Source organism: Dokdonia sp. R86516, from assembly GCF_044596715.1.
Classification (GTDB): Bacteria; Bacteroidota; Bacteroidia; order Flavobacteriales; family Flavobacteriaceae; genus Dokdonia.
The window spans coordinates 135038-160342 of the sequence record NZ_CP138998.1; the positions used below are offsets into that span (position 1 = coordinate 135038).

25 protein-coding genes are annotated in these 25305 nt (G+C 38.0%); 12 read left to right on the forward strand and 13 right to left on the reverse strand.

What is annotated here, in order from left to right:
• Positions 1–75 precede the first annotated feature (75 nt).
• From SJY23_RS00635 to SJY23_RS00650, 4 genes are read right to left on the reverse strand one after another with little or no spacing between them, the layout of a single operon-like run.
• Positions 76–1041 carry a glycosyltransferase family 10 domain-containing protein gene (locus SJY23_RS00635; protein ID WP_396597073.1) on the reverse strand — a complete coding sequence of 322 codons (966 nt, stop codon included), beginning with the start codon at positions 1039–1041 and terminating at the stop codon, positions 76–78.
• 4 nt (positions 1042–1045) lie between these two features.
• The gene (locus tag SJY23_RS00640; protein WP_396597074.1) at positions 1046–1906 is read right to left on the reverse strand and encodes an ABC transporter permease; all 861 of its coding nucleotides are present in this window, start codon (positions 1904–1906) and stop codon (positions 1046–1048) included.
• Between the two features lie 21 nt (positions 1907–1927).
• Positions 1928–4390 (reverse strand): GumC family protein, encoded by a 2463-nt coding sequence (locus tag SJY23_RS00645; protein WP_396597075.1) that lies wholly within the window; start codon positions 4388–4390, stop codon positions 1928–1930.
• A 3-nt stretch (positions 4391–4393) separates the two neighbouring features.
• A complete protein-coding gene (locus SJY23_RS00650) occupies positions 4394–5179 on the reverse strand; it encodes a polysaccharide biosynthesis/export family protein (RefSeq protein ID WP_035336217.1) in 786 nt (261 codons plus the stop codon).
• 271 nt (positions 5180–5450) lie between these two features.
• Here SJY23_RS00650 and SJY23_RS00655 point away from each other — a divergent pair, with 271 nt between their 5' ends.
• The 9 genes from SJY23_RS00655 (at position 5451) to SJY23_RS00695 (ending at position 16004) form a co-directional block, all read left to right on the forward strand.
• On the forward strand, positions 5451–7370 hold the full coding sequence (locus SJY23_RS00655; protein WP_396597076.1) for an ABC-F family ATP-binding cassette domain-containing protein: 1920 nt from the start codon (positions 5451–5453) through the stop codon (positions 7368–7370).
• Positions 7371–7431: 61 nt separating this feature from the next.
• Positions 7432–8211 carry an O-methyltransferase gene (locus SJY23_RS00660; RefSeq protein WP_396597077.1) on the forward strand — a complete coding sequence of 260 codons (780 nt, stop codon included), beginning with the start codon at positions 7432–7434 and terminating at the stop codon, positions 8209–8211.
• A 166-nt stretch (positions 8212–8377) separates the two neighbouring features.
• Positions 8378–9064: an ABC transporter ATP-binding protein gene (locus tag SJY23_RS00665; RefSeq protein ID WP_396597078.1), complete on the forward strand. Its 687-nt coding sequence runs from the start codon at positions 8378–8380 to the stop codon at positions 9062–9064.
• A 95-nt stretch (positions 9065–9159) separates the two neighbouring features.
• Positions 9160–10260, forward strand: a complete 1101-nt coding sequence (locus SJY23_RS00670; protein ID WP_396597079.1) for a pentapeptide repeat-containing protein — start codon at positions 9160–9162, stop codon at positions 10258–10260.
• Between the two features lie 48 nt (positions 10261–10308).
• Positions 10309–10491, forward strand: a complete 183-nt coding sequence (locus SJY23_RS00675) for a hypothetical protein (RefSeq protein WP_396597080.1) — start codon at positions 10309–10311, stop codon at positions 10489–10491.
• Between the two features lie 197 nt (positions 10492–10688).
• On the forward strand, positions 10689–11264 hold the full coding sequence (locus SJY23_RS00680; protein ID WP_396597081.1) for a cob(I)yrinic acid a,c-diamide adenosyltransferase: 576 nt from the start codon (positions 10689–10691) through the stop codon (positions 11262–11264).
• A gap of 177 nt (positions 11265–11441) precedes the next feature.
• Positions 11442–11663, forward strand: coding sequence for a DUF2795 domain-containing protein (locus SJY23_RS00685; protein WP_013751528.1), 222 nt, complete (start codon positions 11442–11444; stop codon positions 11661–11663).
• A gap of 95 nt (positions 11664–11758) precedes the next feature.
• Positions 11759–15121 carry a preprotein translocase subunit SecA gene (gene secA, locus SJY23_RS00690; RefSeq protein WP_396597082.1) on the forward strand — a complete coding sequence of 1121 codons (3363 nt, stop codon included), beginning with the start codon at positions 11759–11761 and terminating at the stop codon, positions 15119–15121.
• Positions 15122–15185: 64 nt separating this feature from the next.
• The gene (locus tag SJY23_RS00695; protein ID WP_396597083.1) at positions 15186–16004 is read left to right on the forward strand and encodes a Cof-type HAD-IIB family hydrolase; all 819 of its coding nucleotides are present in this window, start codon (positions 15186–15188) and stop codon (positions 16002–16004) included.
• Here the strand turns inward: SJY23_RS00695 and SJY23_RS00700 are convergent.
• The 4 genes from SJY23_RS00700 to SJY23_RS00715 all read right to left on the reverse strand — a co-directional run bounded on the left by SJY23_RS00700 (position 15979) and on the right by SJY23_RS00715 (position 19599).
• A complete protein-coding gene (locus SJY23_RS00700) occupies positions 15979–16659 on the reverse strand; it encodes a peptidoglycan DD-metalloendopeptidase family protein (RefSeq protein ID WP_396597084.1) in 681 nt (226 codons plus the stop codon). The genes SJY23_RS00695 and SJY23_RS00700 overlap by 26 nt on opposite strands.
• 90 nt (positions 16660–16749) lie before the next feature.
• Positions 16750–18462, reverse strand: a complete 1713-nt coding sequence (locus SJY23_RS00705; RefSeq protein WP_396597085.1) for a hypothetical protein — start codon at positions 18460–18462, stop codon at positions 16750–16752.
• A gap of 2 nt (positions 18463–18464) precedes the next feature.
• A complete protein-coding gene (locus SJY23_RS00710) occupies positions 18465–19070 on the reverse strand; it encodes a hypothetical protein (protein WP_396597086.1) in 606 nt (201 codons plus the stop codon).
• Positions 19054–19599: an RNA polymerase sigma factor gene (locus SJY23_RS00715; protein WP_396597087.1), complete on the reverse strand. Its 546-nt coding sequence runs from the start codon at positions 19597–19599 to the stop codon at positions 19054–19056. Before SJY23_RS00715 ends, SJY23_RS00710 begins: the two co-directional genes overlap by 17 nt.
• A 216-nt stretch (positions 19600–19815) precedes the next feature.
• Between SJY23_RS00715 and SJY23_RS00720 the strand changes: the two genes are divergently transcribed.
• Together SJY23_RS00720 and meaB are read left to right on the forward strand one after the other, a co-directional pair.
• Positions 19816–20349 carry a DUF2383 domain-containing protein gene (locus tag SJY23_RS00720; protein WP_035336203.1) on the forward strand — a complete coding sequence of 178 codons (534 nt, stop codon included), beginning with the start codon at positions 19816–19818 and terminating at the stop codon, positions 20347–20349.
• A gap of 71 nt (positions 20350–20420) precedes the next feature.
• Entirely contained in the window at positions 20421–21467 is a 1047-nt protein-coding gene (gene meaB / locus SJY23_RS00725; protein WP_396597088.1) for a methylmalonyl Co-A mutase-associated GTPase MeaB, read from the forward strand.
• Here meaB and SJY23_RS00730 read toward each other — a convergent pair.
• The 3 genes from SJY23_RS00730 to SJY23_RS00740 are packed head-to-tail and all read right to left on the reverse strand — an operon-like array spanning position 21464 to position 23621.
• A complete protein-coding gene (locus tag SJY23_RS00730; protein ID WP_396597089.1) occupies positions 21464–22024 on the reverse strand; it encodes a phosphatase PAP2 family protein in 561 nt (186 codons plus the stop codon). The genes meaB and SJY23_RS00730 overlap by 4 nt on opposite strands.
• Positions 22025–22027: 3 nt before the next feature.
• The gene (locus tag SJY23_RS00735) at positions 22028–22261 is read right to left on the reverse strand and encodes a hypothetical protein (RefSeq protein ID WP_013751518.1); all 234 of its coding nucleotides are present in this window, start codon (positions 22259–22261) and stop codon (positions 22028–22030) included.
• Positions 22262–22274: 13 nt separating this feature from the next.
• On the reverse strand, positions 22275–23621 hold the full coding sequence (locus SJY23_RS00740; RefSeq protein ID WP_144784682.1) for an MATE family efflux transporter: 1347 nt from the start codon (positions 23619–23621) through the stop codon (positions 22275–22277).
• A gap of 116 nt (positions 23622–23737) precedes the next feature.
• Here SJY23_RS00740 and SJY23_RS00745 point away from each other — a divergent pair, with 116 nt between their 5' ends.
• Positions 23738–24121: a hypothetical protein gene (locus SJY23_RS00745; protein WP_396597090.1), complete on the forward strand. Its 384-nt coding sequence runs from the start codon at positions 23738–23740 to the stop codon at positions 24119–24121.
• Between the two features lie 3 nt (positions 24122–24124).
• On the opposite strand, the gene SJY23_RS00750 is transcribed toward SJY23_RS00745, so the two are convergent.
• The gene (locus tag SJY23_RS00750) at positions 24125–24685 is read right to left on the reverse strand and encodes a hypothetical protein (protein ID WP_396597091.1); all 561 of its coding nucleotides are present in this window, start codon (positions 24683–24685) and stop codon (positions 24125–24127) included.
• Positions 24686–24744: 59 nt separating this feature from the next.
• A complete protein-coding gene (locus tag SJY23_RS00755; RefSeq protein WP_396597092.1) occupies positions 24745–25236 on the reverse strand; it encodes a hypothetical protein in 492 nt (163 codons plus the stop codon).
• Positions 25237–25305: the final 69 nt, after the last annotated feature.

The following is a 25305-nucleotide window of genomic DNA, read 5'->3' on the forward strand; positions in this document are numbered from 1 at the left end:
TATTCCCGCACCTACAAGACTAAAACGGCATTGATTAGATAAGTTTTCAATTTTTAAAGTAAACTTCTCCATAAACTATCTGTACTGTATTAATAAAGTACGCCTCAAAATGGGAACCTTTTTAATTCCTCTACGTATTAAAAGCCAAGTATTGTGTAGTTGTCTTTTATAAGTTTGCCCCTTAGGAACTATACTCTTAGAATCATTAATACACCATTTCAAAAAGGCTAATAACTTTTCTGAATCTAAATACTCAGGTAATTCATTATTAGTAAATATTGGTTCTGATATTATAGCGGTATATGCTTCTTCATCATTATAAATTTCTAGAATATAATCTATAAGATCATCCATAGATTTATAATCTTCAAAACTCAAAAAACGTTTTTTATTAAAATCATTCCCTACTTGTGGATCACCATAATAGATTGGAATACCCTGGCTTTCCAAAGCATCCGTTATCTTTTCTGTCACATATCCAGGGTAAGACTGATTTTCAAAAGCAAAAACAAACTTATGTAGCTCAATAAACTCACGCTTACTACTAACCGCTCCACCTACATTATTTTTATATTTCCCACCTGAATTTACTTTCTTGCGAGCATTAAGTTTGTCAAAGAAAGCATTGCGTTTTATTCCATTAGGATTTGAGACTACGGTACAGCAAAATTGGTTTTTCTTATTCCAGATTTCAGATGCCTCACTTTTAGAAATCAACTTGGTTAACACTGCCGTCTTATCTAAAAACAAGTAACCATATGCATAATAAGGAAAATAGTATTGTGTACTACTTTTCGAAAATTCAAATGTTATAGAATAATCTGCTGCAAATCTTGGTGTAACCCTATTCTCTGCAGTGTAAAATAATCTCGGACAATTATACTTGAGATAATCATTACCATAGCATGAGAAAAACACAAAATCAGGATCCTCTGCAATTGTTATATCATAATACCCTACTAACAACTTTGTAAATAGGTTATTCTTTGGGTCAAAACCAGACCAGAAGTCTACGAAGTTGAGTTTTAGTGTTGGCTTCATTAGTCTATACGGTATCTATAAAGGTTTTCTCCGTGTGGTTAAACACCACCAATCCAACAAAGAAAGCAATTAGACTTATTAAAAAACTTGTTATAAAACCTCCAAATGCAATATGATCTGCCCCTAGAAGAACGTTTCTGTATAACTCGATAGTTTGTGCCAGAGGGTTTGCCTCTATAATCCACGCATACGCAGGACTTTTTATCTTGGCTTCACTTAGTGGGTACATTACCGCACTTAAATACATTAATAAATTAATTCCGAAAGACACCAAAATAGTGAGATCTCTATATTTTGTGGTGAGAGAGCTCAAAATCATTCCAAATCCTAATCCTAACAGTGCCATATTAATTACACAAAAAGGAAACAACCATACTAAGTAAGACGGGGCTATTTGTGCATCTTTATAGAAGACAAAATAAGCGTAGAAAATAACAAAAATTAGCATTTGTATTCCATACTTAAATAATCCAGAAATCACCTTAGAAGCAGGAACAATAAACCTAGGGAAGTACACCTTACCAAATAGTCCTGCGTTTGCTGTAAAAGTAGTGCTACTCGTACTAAGACATTCTTTGAAATAATTCCACAAGGTAACTCCAGCAAGATTAAATAAAAATGGAGGAACAACACCGGTATCAATATTTGCAAATGTGTTGAAAACAAGCGTAAAAACCACACTAGTAAATAATGGCTGTATGAGATACCATAAAGGTCCAAGAACAGTCTGTTTATAAACAGTTACAATATCTCTTTTTACAAAAAGAACAAGCAAATCTCTATAGCGCCAAATTTCCTTAAGATTCAAATCTATAAGCCTTCCCTTAGGTTTAATCTCGTAAAGCCAGTCTTCGTCCTCTCTCATTTTTTCAACCATAAACCCTCTCTACTTACGACCTCTTATTAGCCTTCCTAACTTACCTAACAAGCCTCCTTTTTGTTCCTCTTCATGGTAGCCATTGTTATAGGTTCCGTAGCCATAGCCATAGCCGTACCCAGAGCCAGAACCATAGCCATAACCATACTTACGCTTCTGTTGGAAATAGTTGAGCACAAAACTTACATGCTTTATTTGTCCTTTTTCATACTTATCTGTAACTAGACCAAGCATATCTTTCCTGGTATAGCCTTGACGCACCATGTATAGAGAAGCATCCACATAAGGCATTAACTCAAATGCATCAGATACAAGACCCAATGGAGGTGTATCAAAAACGATATAGTCATACTCTTCTTTGAGCTTATTAATGAAATCTCCCATCGCGTCACTTATAATAAGCTCTGATGGATTAGGAGGGATAGGTCCAGAAAGGATAACATCTAGATGGTCAATACCTGAAGGTTGTTTTACTTCGTCTAGCGTGGCATCCCCTATCAAGTAGTTAACTACTCCTTTATCATTCTCCAGCTCAAAATCATCAAATATCTTCGGCTTACGTAAATCAAGTCCCACTAGCACTGTTTTCTTTTCGCTTAAAGCGAAAACGGAAGCAAGATTCATAGAGGTAAATGTTTTACCCTCACCACTTACGCTTGAAGTCACTAATACAGTTTTTGCTCCAACAACGCCTTTCTTCTTATACATAAACTGTAAGCCAGAGCGTAAACCTCTAAAAGCTTCTGCCATCGCAGATCGAGGATAATCACGCACCACTAATCCCGAAGATCGCCTGCTTTTACCTATTACTCCAAGCACAGGAATGGAAGATCGTTTCTTTACATCTTCTGGCGTGCCAACTTTTGTATCTAAAAAGAAGATAATTAACACCAAGGCTAAAGGAATAACAATTCCAAAAGTGGCTGCCATCACTTTATTGAGTTGCGTATTTGGACCTATTGGGCCTCTACCCACATCCTTTGCTTTATCGATAAATAAGATATCTGAAACATTTGACGCTTTTATTATTTCCGCCTCGCTACGCTTTGCGGTATATAAATTATAAGCTTCTTGGCTTATGGTGAAACGGCGTTGTATCTCTGCAAGTTCTTGTTCTTCTTTCGGAAATTGTCTTAACTTCCTTTCGGCTTGACCTATCTCTCTGTTTAAACTAGAAATCTGACTATTGATCTGAGATTTGCTAGATCTTATATTTTCAAACAATACTGCTTTCTCTGCATCGATACGTCTATCAAGGTCTCTAAAAGCTGGGTTTCCTTCCTTTGCGGTATATGCAAGATTACTACGTTGTAAGGCAAGCTGGATAATACTTGACACCCCAGCTGTAATACTTCCTTCACTAATAAGTGTAACTGATGGAGCTGGCACATTGGTATAATCTGTACGGGTTCTTAGATATTCTTCTAGTTGCTTATAATACACGAGCTGTCGTGCTAAATCATCTTTCTCGTTATCTATAGCTTGTAACTCTTCACTTATTTGTTCTGCTCCTCCTGATAAGGTAATGGCACTATTTTTATTTTGAAAGGAATTAAGATCATTCAATGCCTTGTCTAAGTCTACATTACTAGACTTGAGACTACTATCGATATACTTTATAGTTTTTGTAGCAAATAGATTCTTCTGGCGCAATTGCTCTTCTGTACGCACCTCCACACTTGCATTTAGATAATCAATGAGTCTCTTCTTATTAGTACCTACAAGACTCAACTCTAACGTAGAACTCCCTCGCGGAGTTTGAGTAACTCCCATACCACGATACCTACCCGCAGTACCATTAAAATTACCCATACTCACAAAGTACTCCTGACCGGCGGTAGGGTAAACATCTGTAGCGATTAATTGTCCTTTTAAAAACGGTGTATCAATTGTATCTCCTAACTTAAAAACATGATCAAAATCTGTGGCTGGCGCAGGGATTGTAGATGGTTTAAGGGTGTTATAATTAAAAAGCGCAGCATTTCCTCCACTAAAGGGTATGGTAAGCCTCATACTACCATCGCCTTGGTCTACTACAGTGATTCTTTTTCCATACAGTTGAGGGAATGAGTCGTTAAGTTTTAATTTAAATGGCGTGTATCCATACACATCCTCAATGGTGTATTTACCTTGTTTCTGGTAGTTTATGTAGTATTGTAGGTATTGAACAACACGCTCTGCATGTGTTCTAGATTTAAGCATGATAATACTTGTTTGTACCTTATCTGTAGTACCACCCCAATTAAAAACCAAACTTGTATTACCTCCGAACATTTGATTTTGATCGTCTTTTATAGAGATCATACTTGTCTCTCTATAAATAGGCACTTTACGCACATTTATGTAGTGCGCAATAGAGAAGGCAATAGCCAATGATATTACAAATAACCACCAAAAGCTTAAGAGCCTAAACAAGAATCCCTTAAAATCAAAGAAACCACCAGAGCTTTGTACGTCAAATTCTTCTTCCATCACTTATCGGGTTGCTAGTAATATTACAGAGGCTAGTGTTGTTACTAATCCTAATATGGTAGTGAATGCCTGAAGCCCCGTAGTACCAATACCAATTGCCTTTTGGGGTAGCGGGTTTACCGTAATAATATCATTAGGTTGTATGTAATAATAAGGCGACTGCATCACATCAATCTTTGTAAGGTCCACATGATGTACTCGCTGCCCTCCGGGATATTGTCTTATAATCAGTACATCTGTAAGGTCACCGGTAAGAGGTACGCCTCCAGCGTTTGCAATAGCCTCAAGTATCGAGACTTTTTCTGCAAGCACATTTTGGGTTCCAGAGGTTCCTATCTCTCCTACTAGTGTATACCGTATTCCTGGTAGTTTTACAGTCACAAATAAATCTGCCTCGTCTTTTATATAATCGGCTAGTAGTCTTTTTTCGATGATTTCCCTTATTTCGTCGGTGGTTCTTCCCAAGACGTTAATTTCACCTAGTTCAGGAACACGTATATTTCCGTGAGTATCTATAGCAAAACCATCATAATAAAAGCCTTCGTCTAGTGAAACTCCTCCATTGCTGGATGGATTAAAAAAGTCAACCAATTGTTGATCCAATGCTTTCAAGCGAATGCTTAATATATCTCCTACTTGCACACGATATGGTGGTTGCTGTTGCTGTAGAGATACAATACTATCAGTTGCACGTTCTGTCTCGCGCAAATAGGTAATATCTTTAAGGGGCACACAAGAGGCTGTACTCGCGACAATTACGAGTAAAAGCAGTATGATCAGGTATCTCATTTATGTAAAGTTAGGCATCACAAATATAGCACTTCATCGATAAAAATAAAACGTTCACAGATTGATGCTTAATTATTAGCTTGAAATTATCAGAAATTAAATAAAAACTACACTACGCAACGACTTAAAATCAAGTAATTTCTATTTGTAAGCGTTATTTTTGCTTTCGCGAAAGCGTAAACGCATACCACAATACTAAAATACTGGTTGAGCACTCATGTGACCAACTAATCGTAAATGGTGCAACGTATTGCATCTACACTATTTCCTGATGAATTACCTCTCTGTAGAAAACGTATCAAAATCCTTTGGCGAACACCATCTTTTTAAAGACATTGCGTTCGGTATTAACAAAGATCAAAAAATAGGCTTTGTTGCCAAAAATGGAACAGGTAAAACCTCACTCCTCAATATTATTGCCGGACTAGAAGCTCCAGATAGTGGTCAAGTAGTCAGTAGAAAGGGAATTACGATTTCGTTTTTACCTCAAGAACCGGATCTAGATCCTAATCTTACCGTAGAGGAAACCATATTTGCTCACGATAATCCTATTCTTAAAACCATTGCAAATTACGAGAAGGCACTCCTCAATATGGAGGATGCAGATGCTTACCAAAAAGCATTTGACGCCATGGAAGTTGCACAAGCATGGGATTTTGAAACACAATATAAACAGATCCTTTTCAAGTTGAAACTTAACGACATGGATCGTAAAGTTGAGCTACTTAGTGGTGGACAAAAAAAGCGCCTTGCACTAGCTCAAATGATGCTCACTAAACCAGATCTTGCCATACTAGACGAGCCTACTAACCACCTTGACCTAGAGATGATTGAGTGGCTAGAAGATTATTTTCGCACTGAGAATATCACACTCTTTATGGTAACGCACGACCGTTACTTTTTGGAGAATGTGTGTAATGAGATTGTAGAGCTTGAGGGTGGTGTGCTATATAGTTATAAAGGTAACTATGCTTATTACCTCGAGAACAAGGATGCGCGCATTGCTGCATGGGAGACAGAAACGGGAAAAGCAAAGCAACTTTACAAGAAAGAACTCGAGTGGATGCGTCGCCAGCCTAAGGCACGTACCACAAAGTCAAAGTCACGTATAGATGACTTTGCAGAGATTAAATCTCGTGCACATGAGCGTCGCAATGACCATACTGTGCAGCTTGAGATTAATATGGAGCGTATGGGAAGTAAAATTCTTGAGTTTCATAAAATCAGTAAATCCTTTGGTGATCTCAAATTACTTGATCAATTTGAATACGTTTTCAAAACTGGAGAGCGCGTTGGGATTATAGGTAAAAATGGAACAGGTAAAACTACTTTTCTCAACATGATGACGGGTGAGCTGGCACCAGATTCCGGAAAAGTTATTGTGGGCGACACTGTAAAGTTTGGCTACTACACTCAGAAAGGAATAAACATCAAAGAAGGACAAAAGGTAATAGATGTTATTAAAGAATTTGGCGATCACATCCCACTTAAAAAAGGCAGAACAATCTCTGCTGGACAGTTACTAGAACGCTTCCTTTTTGACCGTAAAAAACAATATGATTTTGTAGAGCGATTGAGTGGTGGAGAGCGCAAGCGTCTTTACTTATGTACCATTTTCATCCAGAATCCTAACTTCTTGATTCTTGATGAACCTACAAACGACCTGGACGTTGTAACACTTAACGTATTAGAGCAATTTTTACTAGATTTCCCAGGTTGCCTCGTGGTGGTTTCTCACGACCGTTACTTTATGGATAAGATTGTAGATCACCTTTTTGTTTTTAAAGGGGATGCTGTAGTAGAAGATTTCCCAGGTAATTACTCAGATTTTAGAGCTTACGAGGGTGGGATAAGTAACGCTTTCGCGAAAGCAGAAAAAGAACAAGCACAGCTAGAGAATAAGCAAAAATTTAACGAATCTATAGACGCCGCTGCTGCCGAAACAAAATCTTGGAAAGAGCAACAGCACACAGGAACGCTTAGTTATAATGAGCAAAAAGAACATACAAAATTAGAGCGTGATATAGCAAAACTAGAACGCGAGAAAGAAGAAAAGCAGAAGGTATTTTTAAACCCTGACCTTACTCAAGATCAAATCACCGAAGAAAGCCTGAAATTACAGAAAATAATAGACGCTATATCCTCAAAAGAGGAACGATGGTTTGAATTATCATCTAAGATGGAAGGATAAGTAATTGTAAACGACCACCTCAATTATAAAGAACACCTCAAAATAGCTCATATCCTACAAAGTGAACCAGTACAAACACTCCATAATCACCTATTTAAAATGGCTCCCAAAGACATTTCACCTGCATGGGATACATTCTCCGTTTATATTTAAGTTAGAGAAAGAGGTCTTGCGTGGCACGTCTGATCCTGCTATTTCACAAAAAATCAACACATACAAGAAAGCCCTACTAGATAACGAGACGAGCATAGAGGTCATGGATTTTGGCGCAGGTTCACGAGTGTTTAAATCGGCTCAACGAAAAGTAAGAGACATTGCTAGATATGCTGGAGCTACTCATAAAAGAGTACTTTTACTGCAACGTCTTATGGCATATTTTCAACCTAAAGAGGTATTAGAACTTGGTACTTCGCTAGGCGTTGCCACTGCAGCACTCGCTATTCAAAATACAGCACATGTCACTACTATAGAAGGCTGCCCTAATACTGCGGCCGTAGCAAAAAAGGAGCTAGATGCTGCAAACGTGACTAACGTAACGCTTTGCGTAGGAGACTTTAATGATGAGATTGTAAAACACAATCATAAAAAGTTTGAATTCATATATTTTGACGGAAATCACTCTAAGCAAGCCACGCTAGATTATGTATCATCACTTCTTCGCACAACTACAGCAGATACTGTCTGGATGTTTGACGACATTCACTGGTCACCAGAAATGACAGAAGCCTGGCAAACTATTAAGAAAATGCCAGAAATATCTGCGACCATAGATGCTTTTCATTTTGGGATGGCATTCTTCAGACCACAGCAGGCTAAGGAAGACTTTTACATTAGACTGTAATGCCATTTCATCACGCTACTAATAGCACACAATCCACTAGGATAGTTATTAGACAATAGCAAATGCTAATTTTAAAACGTTACGGTTCCTATCTACTAGATAATTTTTTACATAAATTGTGTAACATTTAGGCGTTAATCTCTTCTTATAGCAAACCGAACATTCTATGGGCAACCTTATTAAAATTAGAAACATCATTCGTGACTTCCCATTGGGAACAGAAACTGTGCACGTGCTCAAGGGTATAGATCTTGATATTGATAAGGGCGAGTATGTTGCTTTCATGGGGCCTTCTGGTTCTGGTAAGTCTACACTTATGAATCTTTTGGGTTGTCTTGACACTCCAACCGCTGGATCCTATGTTCTTAATGGACGTGATGTAAGCCAGATGACAGATGATGAGCTAGCTGAAGTACGCAACACAGAAATAGGTTTTGTATTCCAAACGTTTAATTTACTTCCTAGAACCACAGCTCTTGACAATGTAGCCTTACCAATGGTTTATGCTGGGCTTTCAAAATCTGCACGTAATGCTCGTGCCGAAGAGGTTCTCACAGATGTAGGTCTTGCCGATCGTATGGACCACAAACCTAACCAACTTTCAGGAGGACAACGACAGCGTGTTGCAGTAGGTCGTGCCCTAGTAAATAAACCATCCATCATCCTTGCAGATGAGCCTACAGGTAACCTTGACTCAAAAACTGGTATTGAGATCATGGCACTTTTTGATGCAATCCATGCTGCAGGAAATACCGTAATCCTAGTAACACACGAGGAAGATATTGCAGAGCATGCACATCGCGTGATTAGATTACGTGATGGAGTCATTGAGAGTGACACTAGAAATAAATAATTTGCTTATTTCGTGAGTGAATTATTAATCATATTTATTCTCAACATAGGGGCTCCTTTACGAATTTGATAGTATTTTGGTAAAAAAATGCAACTATGAGTTTAATGAATGATGAGCTTAAACAAGCACTCAGTAAAAATGAGTTATTAAGTCAAGAAAATGATTTTTTAAAAACGCAGCTTAAAGAACAGTCTTCATCAAATAAAAAAGTAGTTTTTACAACCACACTCAAAGGCATTCATCTATGGGCAGGCGCCGACTTAAAGGAAAGTTTTGATCGCGTCTATCATGAGCTACCTAATGTATCAAAATCTTCATTTGCCCAACTCTCTGCCAGTCTAGTCAAACGCATCACTCGTATAGGTCTATTTACTCTACTATTTGCAGTGATTCCCGTATTCTTAATTTTAATTCAAACAGGCATATTATTCCAGCAGAATAAAAAATTAGACATCCAAAATGAAAGGATACAACAACAGGTCTATCTAGAAGAGGCTAGCAGAAGAAATAACCTAGTCTTTCTCATGGACAATGTACTCGATCAAGTACATGATGAACTACAAAATTCGGCATCCATATCTAAACCTCTTATAGCTCGTATTCAAGCATTGCTCTATGGTTTTAGACCTTATCGCTTTCTAGAAGATGAAATTCTCACAAAACCGCTGAGTCCAGAAAAAGGACAATTTCTACTCGCCATTATTAATAGTGGGATGAACAAGAAAAGTCTTCAAAATATTTTTACCACATCCTTTAGTAATGTGTATTTAAAAAGAGCTAATCTCTTTGGAGCGCAACTTGCAAATATTGATATGCCCGATGCAGATCTATCTTATGCAGACTTATGGAACGCAAATCTAAAAGGAGCAAATCTCAAAAACACTGATTTTACGAGATCTCAATTAAACAACGCCATTCTTACAAATGCAGACCTTAAAGGCGCTCAACTCAATGGGGCTACTTTAATCAAAGCGGTACTAGACGGTGCTTTCTTAGAAAACACAAAACTAGCTGATAGTGATATGAGAGGCGTCTCTCTTATAAACGTTCATGTAGATAGTAAAGACTGGTTAGAAGAATTAAAAGACGCAAATGTCTTAGGAGCAGATGAGCTCATTGCAACTTACCAAGTACAGGGACCTGAAAGTGATGAAGAGAATAAACAGTACTTTGTCGTATCTTTAAAACAAAAATAAGGGTAAGTAATATTTATGAAATTACTATCACTCTGAAACCACATGAATATGGATTTTTTTGATGACCTCTCCCCTACCACACAGATTATAGTCAGTATTATAGGTGTATCGCTTCTATTTCTTCTAGTATTTGCAAATAGCAAACGTAATACTTCAAATCAACGAGGGAGAAGAACACGTAAATTTGGTGAAGGTCTGAGCAAGAAAATGAAGGAAAGGGAAAACAAGTAACTCGTTTACATACTACTCGTAAAATTTGTAAAATTCTCGTCATGCATATGACAATCTAAAAACACAAGTGAATCCTATTTTTAAAGCAATGCTATTTGGAGCACTTATGGCTATAAGTTACAGTGCCATAAGCACCATTAAAAAGAAATCTCAATCTTAAACACTAGTATTAGTCACTAGTTCAGAAAAAAAAGATAATGAAAGTATACACAAAGACTGGAGATGCAGGAACTACCGCTTTATTTGGCGGAACCCGTGTCCCAAAACATCATATAAGAATAGACAGTTATGGTACTGTAGACGAGCTTAACTCGTTTATAGGGCTAGTACGCGATCAAGAAATTGATGTACGCAGCAAAGAAATACTCACGCATATCCAAAATAAACTATTCACTGTAGGTGCTGTACTGGCAACAGATCCAGAAAAAATGGTACTCAAAAATGGAAAGGATAGACTCAATATTCCAAAAATTAATGAAGAGGATATTGAGCTACTAGAAAAGGAGATAGACTGGATGGAAACAACGCTACCTCAAATGACACATTTTGTACTCCCTGGCGGTCACACTACCGTGTCATATTGTCACGTAGCCCGTACAGTGTGTAGACGCGCAGAACGTTTAGCTACAGCACTTTATGAATTAGAGCCTTTTGACGCACATACTCTTAAATATCTCAACCGCCTATCTGACTACCTATTTGTACTGGCACGGAAGTTGTCTAAAGACTTACAAGCAGATGAGGTTAAATGGATACCTACAAAGCTAGATTAAGAGTACCGATTACAGAAAAAGCACTATTAAGAGGAAGGAAAATTTTCGCGAAAGCGAAATCCACCACTTTACAAGGTCTGAAAGCCACGTTCTTACATTTATTTTGAAATAATCACCAATTCACTTGCATTTCTGCCTAGAAAAATTATTTTTGCACAAATTAAAAAAACAAATGCTATGTACTGGACACTTGAACTAGCTTCTTACCTAAGTGACGCGCCTTGGCCTGCTACTAAAGATGAGTTGATCGATTATGCGATTAGAACAGGAGCACCACTTGAGGTTGTAGAAAATCTACAGGCTATTGAGGATGAAGGTGACTCTTATGATTCTATCGAAGAGATCTGGCCAGACTATCCCTCAGACGAGGATTACCTCTGGAACGAAGACGAATATTAAAAATATACCCGTTAAAACACTAAAAAGTCTCTCTATGAGGCTTTTTTTTTGATTAAATTTACGGGTTCAAAATTGACATAAAACAACACCATATTATGGGATTTTTAGATAATGTATTAAAGATTTTTGTAGGCGATAAGTCTAAACAAGATGTAGGAGCAATCACTCCTATTGTAGCCGAAATCAAAGCCCACGAAGCAGCTTTAGAAAAATTATCTCTGGATAGCTTACGCGAAAAAACTCTTGAATTCAAAAGAACGCTAGCCGCTGCGCTTAAGGAAAATACAGACGCTACCGAAGCGCTAAAAATCAAAGCCGAGGCTACCGAAGATATTGATGAACGCGAGGACGTTTATGCAGAAATTGACAAGCTTAAAGACGAAGCATACGAAATATCTGAAAAAACACTCACCGAAATATTACCGGAGGCTTATGCCGTTGTAAAAGAAACTGCAAAACGCTTTACTAATAACACAGCACTTGAGGTTACTGCCTCAGAGTATGATCGCTTACTTAGTGGCACAAAAGATTATGTGACATTAGAAGGTGATAAAGCTATCTGGTCAAATAGCTGGGATGCTGCCGGAAAAGAAGTAACATGGGATATGATTCACTATGATGTACAGCTCATAGGTGGTATCGCAATGCACCAAGGAAAAATTGCAGAGATGCAAACGGGAGAAGGTAAAACACTTGTGGCTACCCTACCAGTATATCTCAACGCACTTACGGGGAATGGAGTACACCTAGTAACCGTAAATGACTACCTAGCAAAGCGTGATAGCGCGTGGATGGCTCCTATATTCCAGTTCCATGGGATGACAATAGATTGTATAGATTATCACAGACCTAATAGCCCTGAGCGTCGTGCAGCATATGCGGCAGATATTACGTATGGTACAAATAACGAATTTGGTTTTGACTACCTACGTGATAATATGTCACATAAACCTGAAGATCTTGTACAAAGACCTCCTAATTATGCGATTGTAGATGAGGTAGATTCTGTTCTTGTAGATGATGCACGTACACCACTTATTATTTCTGGACCTGTACCTAAAGGAGATGTGCATGAATTTAATGCGCTTAAGCCGCAAATTGAGAAGATTGTAAACATACAACGCCAAGAGCTTGTAAAAGTACTTCCAGAAGCAAAAAAACTTATTGCTGCTGGTGATACAAAGGAAGGTGGTAAACAACTCTTACGAGTATACCGTGGGTTACCTAAAAATAAAGCCCTTATAAAATACTTGAGTGAAGAAGGAATACGCCAGTTATTACAAAAGACGGAGAACTTCTACATGCAAGATAATAACCGTGAAATGCATCAAATAGATGAGGCACTATACTTCACGATAGACGAAAAGAACAACCAGATTGAACTTACTGATAAGGGGATAGAAACACTTTCTGGAAAAGAAAACCCTGATTTCTTCACAATGCCTGAGATAGGCCTAGAGATAGGAAAGATAGAGGCAAAAGGATTATCACCAGAAGAAGAAGCTGCAGAAAAAGAAGAGCTTTTTAAGGATTTTGGGATTAAGTCTGAGCGTATCCACACCATGAACCAATTGCTTAAAGCATACACTTTATTTGAAAAAGATACAGAGTATGTAGTAATGGATAACAAAGTAATGATTGTAGATGAGCAAACCGGTCGTATTATGGATGGTCGTCGTTACAGTGATGGTCTACACCAAGCGATTGAGGCAAAAGAAAATGTAAAAATTGAGGATGCTACACAAACTTTTGCAACGGTAACACTTCAAAATTACTTCCGTATGTATCGCAAGCTATCTGGTATGACAGGTACAGCGGTAACAGAGGCTGGCGAACTTTGGGAAATCTACAAACTTGACGTTGTAGAGATTCCTACTAACCGCCCAATTGCTAGAAAAGATAAAGACGATTTAGTTTACAAAACTAAACGCGAGAAGTATAATGCAGTAATTGATGAAGTAACAGAGCTTTCTAAAGCTGGACGTCCTGTACTAATTGGTACGACTTCTGTAGAGATTTCAGAATTACTTGGGAAAATGCTTACACTACGTAAGATTCCTCACAATGTACTTAATGCAAAGCTCCATAAAAGAGAAGCAGATATTGTTGCAGAGGCTGGTAATCCAGGCGTGGTTACTATCGCAACAAACATGGCAGGTCGTGGTACAGATATTAAATTATCTGACGAAGTAAAAAAGGCCGGCGGTCTTGCCATTATAGGTACAGAGCGTCATGACTCTCGTCGTGTAGACAGACAGCTACGTGGTCGTTCTGGACGTCAAGGAGATCCAGGAAGCTCACAGTTTTATGTATCTCTTGAAGATAACTTGATGCGTTTATTTGGTTCTGAGCGTATTGCAAAGATGATGGACAGAATGGGTCTTAAGGAAGGAGAAGTTATCCAACATGGAATGATTTCAAAATCTATTGAGCGTGCCCAGAAAAAAGTAGAAGAAAATAACTTTGGTGTACGTAAGAACCTTCTCGAGTATGATGATGTGATGAATATGCAACGTGAAGTGGTGTACAAGCGTCGTCGCCATGCACTTTACGGAGAGCGTTTACGAGTAGATCTCGCAAACATGATTTATGATACTTCTGAGGTAATTGTAGAGTCAAACAAGCAGGCTCAAGATTACAAGAACTTTGAGTTCGAGCTCATCCGTTATTTCTCAATGACGAGCCCAGTGAGTGAAAGTGAGTTTGCAAGTAAATCTGCAAAGGACCTTACAGATATCATTTACAAAGCCTCTTTTGAGCACTACAGAGAGAAGATGACTAAGAATGCAGACCTTGCATTCCCTATCATCAAGCGAGTGTATGAAGATCCTGCTGCAAAGTTTGAACGTATTGTTGTTCCTTTTTCTGACGGAAACAAAGAGCTACGTGTAGTAACAAATCTTAAAGAAGCTTACGAGACTGATGGTAAGCAACTAGTAACAGATTTTGAAAAGAATATTACTCTTGCCATTATAGATGACGCTTGGAAAGATCACCTTCGTAAGATGGATGAACTTAAGCAGAGTGTTCGCCTTGCTGTACACGAGCAAAAAGATCCTTTACTCATCTATAAGTTTGAAGCTTTTGAGCTTTTCAAAACGATGATTGATAAAGTAAATAAGGACGTAATTTCTTTCTTATTTAAAGGAGAAATTCCACAAGGCAACCAGCAGCAAGTAAGTGATGCTTCTCAAGTGCGTGAAACTCGTGAACAAACACAAACTCAAAAAGAAGAAATTCCTAATCTTGATGAGCGCTCTACGCAGACAAGAGCAGCTGGAAACACACAGCCACAGCAGCAACAAGTAACAGAGACTATAGTAAGGTCTCAGCCTAAAATAGGCCGTAATGACCGCGTTACTATTAAAAACGTGATGAACGGCGAGACTAAGGAAGTAAAGTTCAAACAAGCAGAACCACTCCTTGCAAAAGGACAATGGGTAATTGTACAAAACTAACTACCACTTTTGATTATATAACAACGGCGAACTTTTTAAGTTCGCCGTTTTAGTTTCTTACATTATGGAAAACACTATAAAAATACTCTGTTCAGATATAGACGGTACGTTATTAAATAAAGAACGCTGGTTAAGTGAAGAGACTGTTTACGCTTTCGCGAAAGCGGGATTACCCCTTATTCTAGCATCCTCAAGACCACCGCAAGCTATGCGGTACTTACAAGAAGGTCTGGGCAACCTGGGTGAGTCTCTAATAGCTTTTAATGGCGGGCTTATTATAGGCAAGAATAACATGGTTATAGAAAGCAACACCTTCCCTACTTCGCTACTTGAAAACTTAGTAAGTCATCACGCTAAACATAGCTACAACCTAAGTATTTATAGTCATGAACACTGGTTTACAGATAAGGAAGACGAGTGGAGCTTACGCGAAATAAACAACACCCGTGCAACTCCCCTTTATCAAACAGCCTTAGAAAGTCTCGACTTTTTAAACAAAGAGCATCTTGGAATCCATAAACTCATGTGTATGGGTAAGCCAGAAGAGCTTGATGAAATTATAGAACTTCTCACGCCCGCTTATGAAGATACCGTACACTTTTATCGCTCTAAGGATACGTATTTAGAAATCACTCTAAAAAATATAGACAAAGCAACTGCTTTGAAAAAACTTTTACTAGCCGAATATGGCTATGAGATGAGTGAAGTAATGGCTTTTGGCGATAATCATAATGACGACGAACTCATAAAAAAAGTAGGACTAGGTGTTGCAGTAGCAAACGCTACAGACACTCTAAAATCACTAGCAAATTATGTGAGTCCTTTTACAAATAAAGAACACGCCGTTGCGCAAGCAATTAATAAATTTTTAATAGCAGATTAGGGTCTGGGCAGTTATTCTTGTAGAAATCTAAGGTATTCTGGCTTCCTACGCCTGCATAATCTCCTTCCTTACCTTCCATGTCTATCACAATTTGAAAATGTAAGTGCGGCGCATAATCACCATTTACATCTGGAGTTCCCAAAGTTGCTATAAGCTCACCAGCTTCTACCTTGTGCCCCACTTCCTTACCTTCAAGAGAAGATAGACTCAGATGGCCATACAGAGTGTGAAATGTGTGCTCCCCTATCTTATGTTTTAAGATTATAGTAGGACCATAATCACCAAAATTCTCATTGCGCTTAAAACTATGTATCTCACCCTCTAAAGGACTGAGCACCTCTGTACCTTCATCACACCACAAGTCAATCCCTACGTGGATATTACGCTTGTCCTTTGGATTTGTAGCTTGAAAATAATCTGATCGATCATATAGTGGACGCTGCTCTAGATAGCCACCATAAGCAACTTTGGCATCATTTTGTGCGAGATACGCTTGCAAAAAATTATGATGATCATGCGGACGCGTGAGCATATCAATATCTAGATCCTTATTAGCTGTAGACAAATCTAATGGAAAGTAATCCTCCTTTTGAAAGGTAGGATTTATGATGGGTGTGAATTGCTGTGTGAGCGAACTTAAAAAATTGTTATTCATAGAGGGTCAATTACACTATAAAAGTACTTAATCTAATGTGAACAGAAAAAGCAGCCATAGCTGCAAAGTAATTAATTATGCAATCTTTATTTACTGTAGTACTACGTCACTATACTTAGCATTGATAGTGATGGTATTTGCACTACTGCGTGATTTATGAAAACCATTTACCATCTCTGTAGATCCATTTTTCATAGACTGTGTCTCCAGCTGTTTTGGAATAAAGAAGTCATTATGATCTCCGCTATAATTAAAATTAAAAGCAGATTGTGGTAATCTCATTGAGAGATCACTATTCTCAAGAAAGATAGTAAGCGATCCAAAGTTATCACTCACTTGGGGTATGGATAGCTTACCAAATGATCCAGATATCATCCCAGCTCCATCAATCCGATTTATATTTACATTACTAGAGTTTGACGTTACCTTAATATTATTTGCAGTTGAGATGTTACATTCTTTCACATGATTCACATCAAGAGTTCCCTCGTTCCAGTTTGCAACCGCAACTGGGCTATAAGAAACATCGAAGGAGGTTTGTCCTCCATCGATGTTTATTGCTAAAAGGCTTCCATGTGAGATTGTAGCTTTTGCATTATAAGCATCTGCCATTCTCACTTTACCATAACGTACATTTAAATCTAACTCTGCCTTTTTAGGCATCTTGATAATTATTATACGTTTTACATTTTTATTTGACTTTTTAGATCCATTACTTTCAGAGTCCCAATTAAGGCTAAAGTGGCTACTCTTGTTTCCCTTTTCATCCTTAGTATGTTTCTCTTCCCACTCTCCTTCGTGGTCTTCTGCCCAGCGTTCCATTTTCTTTCCAAAGTTTTCACCCCACTTTTCCATGTCTTTCCCAAAAGATTCTCCCCACTTCTCCATAGACTTGCCAAAGTTCTCTCCAAAAGATTCTCCCCATGCTTCCATAGACTCACCAAAGTTTTCTCCCCAGTCTTCCATCTTTTTTCCAAAATCTTCTCCCCAAGCCTCTACATCATCCAGCCATTTATCTACCTCACGTACACTTACTCTTGTGTTGTACTTTCTGTTTAGCTTGTTTACATATGCCTGTTTGTTCTTCTCATACTCATCACTATCAAAGGTCATATTACCTCCGCTTTTAAAAGGCCACCTAGGGATCCCAGAACGTTCTACTAAGCGCTCACTCCAGTCCTCAGACTTACGCTCAAACTCTGCGCTCCATCTCTCCATTTTTTCTTCAAACTCTGGGCCATAGCTTTTATCCACTTGCTTCTCCCATCTATCGAGATAAGCTCTTCCCTCTCTTTTATAGGCTTCATGGTCAAATTTCATCTTTCCCATTTCCTCATAAAACTCATCTGGTAATCGTTGTCCAGATATTCCTTCTAACAGAGGCCCTACAAGACCATTCATAACCGGCTCCACTAGGCTAAGCGATTGACCTATAATTTCTCCAAGGTCTAGATCGAGATCTAGATTGAGGTTACCTATATCATTTCTATCATACACCTTTGCATCGCTATAACCACCTTTACTAGTAATGCGCACATTATTACTATTACCTGACACATTTAAGTCCCATGATTTGAGAGCAGTACTAGCATCTTTACCTTCTACATAAGCCTCTACAGATACTTCATTTTTATTCCATGTTTCAAAAACTACATCTGCATAGCGTGTATCTACTGTGATAGACACATCCTTATTAACTGAGAAGCGCTCGTTTAGTTTTTCTTTTTTGCTTTGTGCAAATACACTTCCAGATGCCACAAAAAGCAGCGCTAGGAGGGTCCAAAATATGTTTGACTGTTTCATTTTTATACGGTTTGAATGGCTGCTTCTTGTTGAGCAGCGTTTTTCATTTCTTTCAATTTTGACTTGAGCTTTATCATAAGCTCTACACGTAATTTGAGATTCTCAATCATCGCACTTACCATTTCATCACTTACTCCACTTTCGGTAATCTCACGATTGAGGCTCTTGTACTCTTCATCCAGATCAGACAGTTGCTTCATAAAAGCATCTATAAGTTCTTTATTATCGTCTGTGATTTCTAATCTCGCAATCTCAAGATTTACACTTGCGAGGTAATAATCCTCCACTCGTTTAAATTCTGGTGAGATGGCGCTTAGTAACACTTCTGGTTCTGCACTTTGTTTTTCACTTGTCTCTACCTCTACTAGTTGTTGATCTTCCGCTTTCGCGAAAGCGTTATTATACACCATAAATACAATTCCACCAGCTACAATAAGTACTGCTGCAATTTTCATCCATAAATAGATACCTCCTTTAGCTGAAGTTTTTTGCTCCTGAATAGGTAAGCGCTCTTCAAGTAAATTCTCAAAGCGACGTGTATGTCCCTCGCGCAGTGATTCCTTACTGTCGCTATCATTCTTCATGAGCTCTCTAATATCCTGTGCCATAATTAAGCGTCTTTAATTGTTGTTGAAGTTTTTTCTTCCCGCGGTGCACCAGCGTTCTTGAAGCCACTTCTGTAATCTGTAATATTTCTGAAATTTCCTGATGATCATAACCCTCTATTAAGAATAGCATAAGGGGAAATTTATACTTTTCAGGAAGTTCGCTGATAACGTTTTTCACATGTTCTATAGTAACATCGTCTCCTATATCCCAACCGTCATCATCATCCACTTTGCCCATTACCTCTTCATTAAGCGGGATAATTACTGCTTTTTTTGCCTTGATCATATCGAGACTTTTATTAATCACGATACGCTTAAGCCAGGCTCCAAAGGTGACTTCTCCAGTAAACTGATGCAGCTTTGCAAAGGCGTTTATAAACCCCTCGTGCATCGCTTCCTCTGCTTCAAATGAATTTTTTAAAAACCTAAAGGCGACGTGATACATACCATCACAATACTTATTGTACAGCTGCAGCTGTGCCTTGCGATCATTAGTTTTACATTTTTCTATGATTTCAGTAACTAGCAAAATGGTTGGTTGGTTTTGATGGTTGTGATTGCTATTCTCTCTAAAGACGATACTATTTTCTTTATGTTGCAAATGACCTAAAAAAATACGACATTAACAGAAAATTAAGATAATCTATAATTTTTGAATAAACTATTCTTAAATATAGAGGTATTAACACTAAGTTAGTACACGTACGTTTAATCCTGAATTATATTTGACCATAACAATAGCCCTATGAAGCACCTTGACTTATCGTACGAAAAATTAAATGATCTACTAGATGAATGCTTCTGGGCAGAGCGACGCTACTTTAATGCCGCAGAAGATATCCAGATTACAGAATACAAGCGCTTTTTGAGTCATGAAAGTGTGAATAGAAATCGCTTTTGCCATAAAATAGTGGAGCGTATGTCGCAAGAAGGCATTGAACCGAGTAGATTAGACATCGTAAAAGGAAATTCTAATCGCGACTGGATTGAAGTAAAAGCTGCGCTAGAAAATAGCAAACCAAAATATCTTATAGGAGAATGTATGGTACAAGATGAAGTTGTACTTAACTTACTTAAAGATATTATAGACGATGGATGGCTTCCAGTAAATATTCTAGAAGTACTTGTACCTATGGAATTCCAGATGAAGCAATCACACATCGAACTCTTAAAGCTCAAGAAAAAGATGAAAAAAAAGAAACAAAAGGCAAAAGAGAAAAAACTCAAGAAGAAAAATTCAGGAGTTATAGATTTTAAAAAAATGAATGCTTCAAAATAAGTTAAACCACCAAATGGTGGTTTTTTTTTGATGTAGATGTTTGTAGAAAGTAGTAATTTGGTATCACCATTGTGAGCGACAAAAACACATCCATAAACAAGAGTATTAATCCTGCATTTTACAAAAAAAGTAAAAGGCAAGGCACTATTGATGTATCACAACTGGCCCAGCTATTAATTGCTGGTAATATCACTGCATTATCACAAGGAATCACTTTAATAGAAAGCTCGGTTCAAGAGCATCAAGTAAAAGCACAACAACTTATAGAACTGTGTTTACCTCATGCAAATAAGTCTGTTAGATTAGGAATCACAGGTGTTCCTGGTGTAGGTAAGAGTACGTTTATAGAAAGCTTAGGAAACTATCTTACAAACCAAGGTAAAAAAGTAGCTGTACTTGCGGTAGACCCTACGAGCTCTGTTTCTCATGGTAGTATCTTAGGTGATAAAACGAGAATGTATGAGCTATCTCAAAACCCTAATGCATTTATACGTCCTAGTGCTTCTGGAGACTCTCTAGGTGGCGTTGCTCGTAAAACTAGAGAGGCAATCATATTATGCGAAGCCGCAGGCTTTGATACTATTATTATTGAAACCGTAGGTGTAGGTCAGAGTGAGACGGTAGTACACTCTATGGTTGATTTCTTTCTATTACTAAAGCTAGCAGGAGCAGGAGATGAACTACAAGGAATTAAACGCGGGATTATAGAAATGGCAGACACCATTGTAATCAATAAAGCAGACGGTGGCAATGAAAAGGCAGCACGGCTGGCTAGATCTGCTTTTGCAAAGGCATTGCACCTTTTCCCTCCAAAGCCTAGCAATTGGACTCCTCAAGTCATTACTTGTAGTGCCTTAGAACATTCTGGAATTTCAGATTCTTGGGACTTAGTTTCAGATTACTGTAATCACACAAAGGCCTCTGGATATTTTGCTAAGAAAAGAGCAGAGCAGAACAAATTCTGGCTATTACAAACTATAGATAATACTCTTAAGGATACATTTTATAATAATAAGGACGTGAAGTCAACGCTTCCCGAGATACTTGAAAAAGTTGCTCGCGGTGAGGTATCACCTTTTAAAGCTGCAAAATCACTAATCGCAACCGCCGATTCTTAAGCCCACTTTGCTACGGCCCACTGCTGTAGTCTATATATTGCAAAGCCAACTATTGCTCCTATTACCCAACCTGTAAGCACATCACCTGGATAATGAACTCCTACATAAATACGGCTATAACCCACCATCGCAGACCAAAATAGCAGTATAAAGATTAAATTTTTATGTGTAGATCTTAAGGCAAGACCTGCAAATACAGCAACCGCCATACTATTACCCGCATGGGCAGAATAATATCCATAACGCCCACAACGCTCTGCTACATATCTTATAATTCCTTTAAAGTCTTCTACTCTACAAGGACGTGGTCTTTCAAAACCATGCTTAAAAGCATTTGCTAGTTGGTCTACACACGTAATTAGTAACGCAACCGCTACCACTGTTATCAAGGTTCCTTTTACACCAAACTTTTTATAAATAAAGAACAGTAGCAAGGCATATAAAGGAATCGAGCTAAGCTTATTTGTAACAATAAGCCAGAATTGATCCCACGTAGGTGATCCTAAACCGTTGAGGAAAAGGAAAAAATCTTGATCGTATTGGATTAGTTGGTCCACCGTTTATTGCTCTTTGTCAAACTTTTCCATCTCTGCATCATACCACTCGGTAGCATCTTTGATGGCATTTTCTGTTTCTGAGGCTAGCTCATCTTCGTCTTGACGATCAAACTCTTCAAACCATTCTATCTCGTCTATCGTAAGGTCAATTATAAACCTTGGGAACTCAGTATGTATCACAAAAATATGATCTGAAAAATCTGAATTATCGCCTAAAAGGAACTTAGGTACTTTCATAAATATCGTATTATTACTGTTGGTCTATTAATTTCTTGCTAAGGTAATTAAATCTAAAGTACAACATCACCGCAGAAGCCGTAAGCCCTGCTAGCAAGCCTACCCAGACGCCTTGCACACCCATTTGCTCATCTTTACCCATATACCACATGATAGGGAATCCTATGATCCAGTAGGCTATAAAACAGATTACTGTGGGAATATTTACATCTTGCAATCCGCGCAATGCTCCAAGTATGGTTACCTGCACTCCATCACTTAGTTGGAATAACGCTGCCACAATTAATAACTGAGCCGCTAGAAAAATCACTTCTGGATTATCTATGTAAAATGGAGGAAGCCAGTCTTTAAGCAATATAAATCCTACTGCAAATACAGCTTCGATTAAGAAACAAAGTATAAAAATAGAAAAAGCAATACGTCGTAAGTTTGGAAAATCGGCTTTACCTTTTTGATTTCCTACGCGTATGGTTGCCGTTACTCCTAATCCTACAGCAATCATAAATGTCATAGAAGCTAAGTTAAGCGCAATTTGATTTGCCGCTTGTGCATTTGTTCCTAGTATTCCAGATAAAAATATAGCAGCTGTAAAAACGCCTACTTCAAAAAGCATCTGTAATGCTGTTGGAAATCCTAATTTAAATAAGGTTTTAAACTCAGCAAGCTGGATGTGCTCCTTACTTCCCCAGTGAAAATAGGGTTTGAATTTACGCTTTCGCGAAAGCATAAAAATCAGCAGTGCGACCATAAAGAAACGAGAAATTAATGTTCCCCAGGCTGCACCTTCTACTTCTAATCTTGGGAATACCCAGATTCCGTAAATCAATACATAGTTAAAAACAACGTTGACCACGTTTGCTACAATAGTAGCATACATTGCATATTTGGTTTGTGACAGGCCATCTGCAAACTGCTTGAAACCCTGAAATATCATAAGCGGAATCATAGACAGTGCTACAATCTCAAGATATGGAATTGCCAGTTCTACCACCTCTGGCGGCTGATCAAGCATGTACAATAAAGGCTTTGCGATTAATAGCGTAATAAATAGTAGCACACCATTTATGGTACACATAATGACACCATGATGAAAGTGCAAGCGACCTTTTTCTATATCACCTTTACCATCTGCCTCTGCTACAAGTGGAGTGATAGCAAATGAAAATCCGATACCTATGGAAAGTGCTATAAACACCAAGCTATTACCTAGACTTACTGCTGCAAGTTGTGCTGCACCCAGCTGTCCCACCATCAGATTATCTGCCAGCGCTACAAGAATATGACCTAGCTGCCCCAACATAATAGGATATGCTATTTTAAGATTGATGCCAAATTCCTTTGTGTAGTCTGAGAATCTCATTAATTAAATTTGATACGCTTTCGCGAAAGCGCAAAAATACTTCATCCCGTAGAAAGAGCGTCTAGATTTCAACCAATTTACTATCTTCAAGCTTGTAAATAATACTGGAACCGTAAATGATCACAAATCCCATCGAAATAGACCTCGCACTTCGTGCTATTATTAAACGCCACGAGCAACATTTACAATTAAGAAAAGACGATAGCGCAGGCTTAGAAGTGGCAGGTACCATACCTACCATGCAAGGAAAACAGAAAGTAGATGGTTTTTATTTTGCCAGTGTGATCCCAAAGCCTAAGGACTGCAGGTTGTACTTCTTCCCTATTTATACTGACGTAGCTGCATTTACAAACATAGATCCTGCCTTAAGAAAATGTTTGAAAGGCAAAAGCTGTTTTCATATCAAAAAAATGGATGCCTCACTAGAAGCATCCATTAGTGATATGATAGATAAAGGTATTGCCATTTACCAAGAAAAAGGGCTGATGACATCCACTTAAGAGTTAGAATAAAACGTATTGCAGCTTAAATTCTAATAATGGATAAACAGTGGCATCCTCATCTGTAAATAAATATCCTAGTCCGAATTCGCATTCGTAATTTAAATTTCTTGTGATGTTTCTGCGTAGGCCATATTTTGCTCCTAAGAGATAAGTAGTAAGATATCTTACATTACGCTCTTCTGTTGCCACGGTAAAATCAGGAATAACTTGAAACTCTGCAGCCCAAAAGTTACCCGCGTTCTGTGTGAGCTTTTTTCCTTTTTCAAAGCGACGTTCTCTGTTATAATAATAACGTCCACCTACAGATAGATTACCCGCAAAGGTTAAGTCAACATCTTGATTACTTCCACCACTAACTCCTACAAGTTGATATGAGGCATTGAAATGGGTGGTAAACTTATTACCAAGAACACGCTCATAAGTTACTCCCGCGCCTATAATATTGAGATTTGCGCTAAATAAATTTTCTAGTGGTGCAACTGTATCTTCTTGAGAATATACCGTGAGCGAACAGAACAAGAGGGTGATTGAGAGGTACGTGAGTTTTAAATTTCTTTTCATTTTAAGATTGATTGATGAATTCTTAAAAGTATTTAAAACATTGGAATTAAATCAATTATCTACAAGTATATTTTCATAGACAAGCCTATTCCATTAATGGTTAAGTTTTGTCTAGACTCGACGTCAACAATTTCTTTAAATTTTAAGGCTTGGTAAGAGTAGATAAACTCTGTTTGTGCGTTAAGAAGTTTAAAAAGATAAAATTTAAAACCCAATCCAAGTCTTCCTAAAAATCCTCCTTCTCTTAAGTTATTTCCAAAGTGGCTACCAAGTTTCATACTTGCTGCCCAACCGTTTTTCTGGGGTTCTGTTCCAAAGTTTGCAGCTATAGCCCAACCATTATAATTAAGAGCTCTCGACAGTATTTTTTCTTTACTCACAAAAGCTCCAAGTGAGAGGTATTCACTCACGTTAAACCCGACATTAACTCCTAAAGCCTGTACAAAATCACTATCTCTCGGTTCAAAATCTGATGCTTCTATATCGTCTTTGTTCTCTATGTTATCGTCATAGAGATACATTACCTCTGGAGCGATATGTAAAAGCGGCATCCTTTCCGTTTTCTGAGCGATACAATTAATTGTCACTAAAAGGAAAAGTATTCTTAGCATAATCTAGCC

What these genes read in the sequence shown, in the direction of transcription:
- SJY23_RS00635 (WP_396597073.1), bottom strand. Translation starts at nt 1,041, where the DNA reads ATGAAGCCAACACTAAAACTCAACTTCGTAGACTTCTGGTCTGGTTTT.
- SJY23_RS00640 (WP_396597074.1), bottom strand. Translation starts at nt 1,906, where the DNA reads ATGAGAGAGGACGAAGACTGGCTTTACGAGATTAAACCTAAGGGAAGG.
- SJY23_RS00645 (WP_396597075.1), bottom strand. Translation starts at nt 4,390, where the DNA reads ATGGAAGAAGAATTTGACGTACAAAGCTCTGGTGGTTTCTTTGATTTT.
- SJY23_RS00650 (WP_035336217.1), bottom strand. Translation starts at nt 5,179, where the DNA reads ATGAGATACCTGATCATACTGCTTTTACTCGTAATTGTCGCGAGTACA.
- SJY23_RS00655 (WP_396597076.1), top strand. Translation starts at nt 5,451, where the DNA reads ATGAATTACCTCTCTGTAGAAAACGTATCAAAATCCTTTGGCGAACAC.
- SJY23_RS00665 (WP_396597078.1), top strand. Translation starts at nt 8,378, where the DNA reads ATGGGCAACCTTATTAAAATTAGAAACATCATTCGTGACTTCCCATTG.
- SJY23_RS00670 (WP_396597079.1), top strand. Translation starts at nt 9,160, where the DNA reads ATGAGTTTAATGAATGATGAGCTTAAACAAGCACTCAGTAAAAATGAG.
- SJY23_RS00675 (WP_396597080.1), top strand. Translation starts at nt 10,309, where the DNA reads ATGGATTTTTTTGATGACCTCTCCCCTACCACACAGATTATAGTCAGT.
- SJY23_RS00680 (WP_396597081.1), top strand. Translation starts at nt 10,689, where the DNA reads ATGAAAGTATACACAAAGACTGGAGATGCAGGAACTACCGCTTTATTT.
- SJY23_RS00685 (WP_013751528.1), top strand. Translation starts at nt 11,442, where the DNA reads ATGTACTGGACACTTGAACTAGCTTCTTACCTAAGTGACGCGCCTTGG.
- secA (WP_396597082.1), top strand. Translation starts at nt 11,759, where the DNA reads ATGGGATTTTTAGATAATGTATTAAAGATTTTTGTAGGCGATAAGTCT.
- SJY23_RS00695 (WP_396597083.1), top strand. Translation starts at nt 15,186, where the DNA reads ATGGAAAACACTATAAAAATACTCTGTTCAGATATAGACGGTACGTTA.
- SJY23_RS00700 (WP_396597084.1), bottom strand. Translation starts at nt 16,659, where the DNA reads ATGAATAACAATTTTTTAAGTTCGCTCACACAGCAATTCACACCCATC.
- SJY23_RS00705 (WP_396597085.1), bottom strand. Translation starts at nt 18,462, where the DNA reads ATGAAACAGTCAAACATATTTTGGACCCTCCTAGCGCTGCTTTTTGTG.
- SJY23_RS00710 (WP_396597086.1), bottom strand. Translation starts at nt 19,070, where the DNA reads ATGGCACAGGATATTAGAGAGCTCATGAAGAATGATAGCGACAGTAAG.
- SJY23_RS00720 (WP_035336203.1), top strand. Translation starts at nt 19,816, where the DNA reads ATGAAGCACCTTGACTTATCGTACGAAAAATTAAATGATCTACTAGAT.
- SJY23_RS00735 (WP_013751518.1), bottom strand. Translation starts at nt 22,261, where the DNA reads ATGAAAGTACCTAAGTTCCTTTTAGGCGATAATTCAGATTTTTCAGAT.
- SJY23_RS00740 (WP_144784682.1), bottom strand. Translation starts at nt 23,621, where the DNA reads ATGAGATTCTCAGACTACACAAAGGAATTTGGCATCAATCTTAAAATA.
- SJY23_RS00745 (WP_396597090.1), top strand. Translation starts at nt 23,738, where the DNA reads ATGATCACAAATCCCATCGAAATAGACCTCGCACTTCGTGCTATTATT.
- SJY23_RS00750 (WP_396597091.1), bottom strand. Translation starts at nt 24,685, where the DNA reads ATGAAAAGAAATTTAAAACTCACGTACCTCTCAATCACCCTCTTGTTC.
- SJY23_RS00755 (WP_396597092.1), bottom strand. Translation starts at nt 25,236, where the DNA reads ATGCCGCTTTTACATATCGCTCCAGAGGTAATGTATCTCTATGACGAT.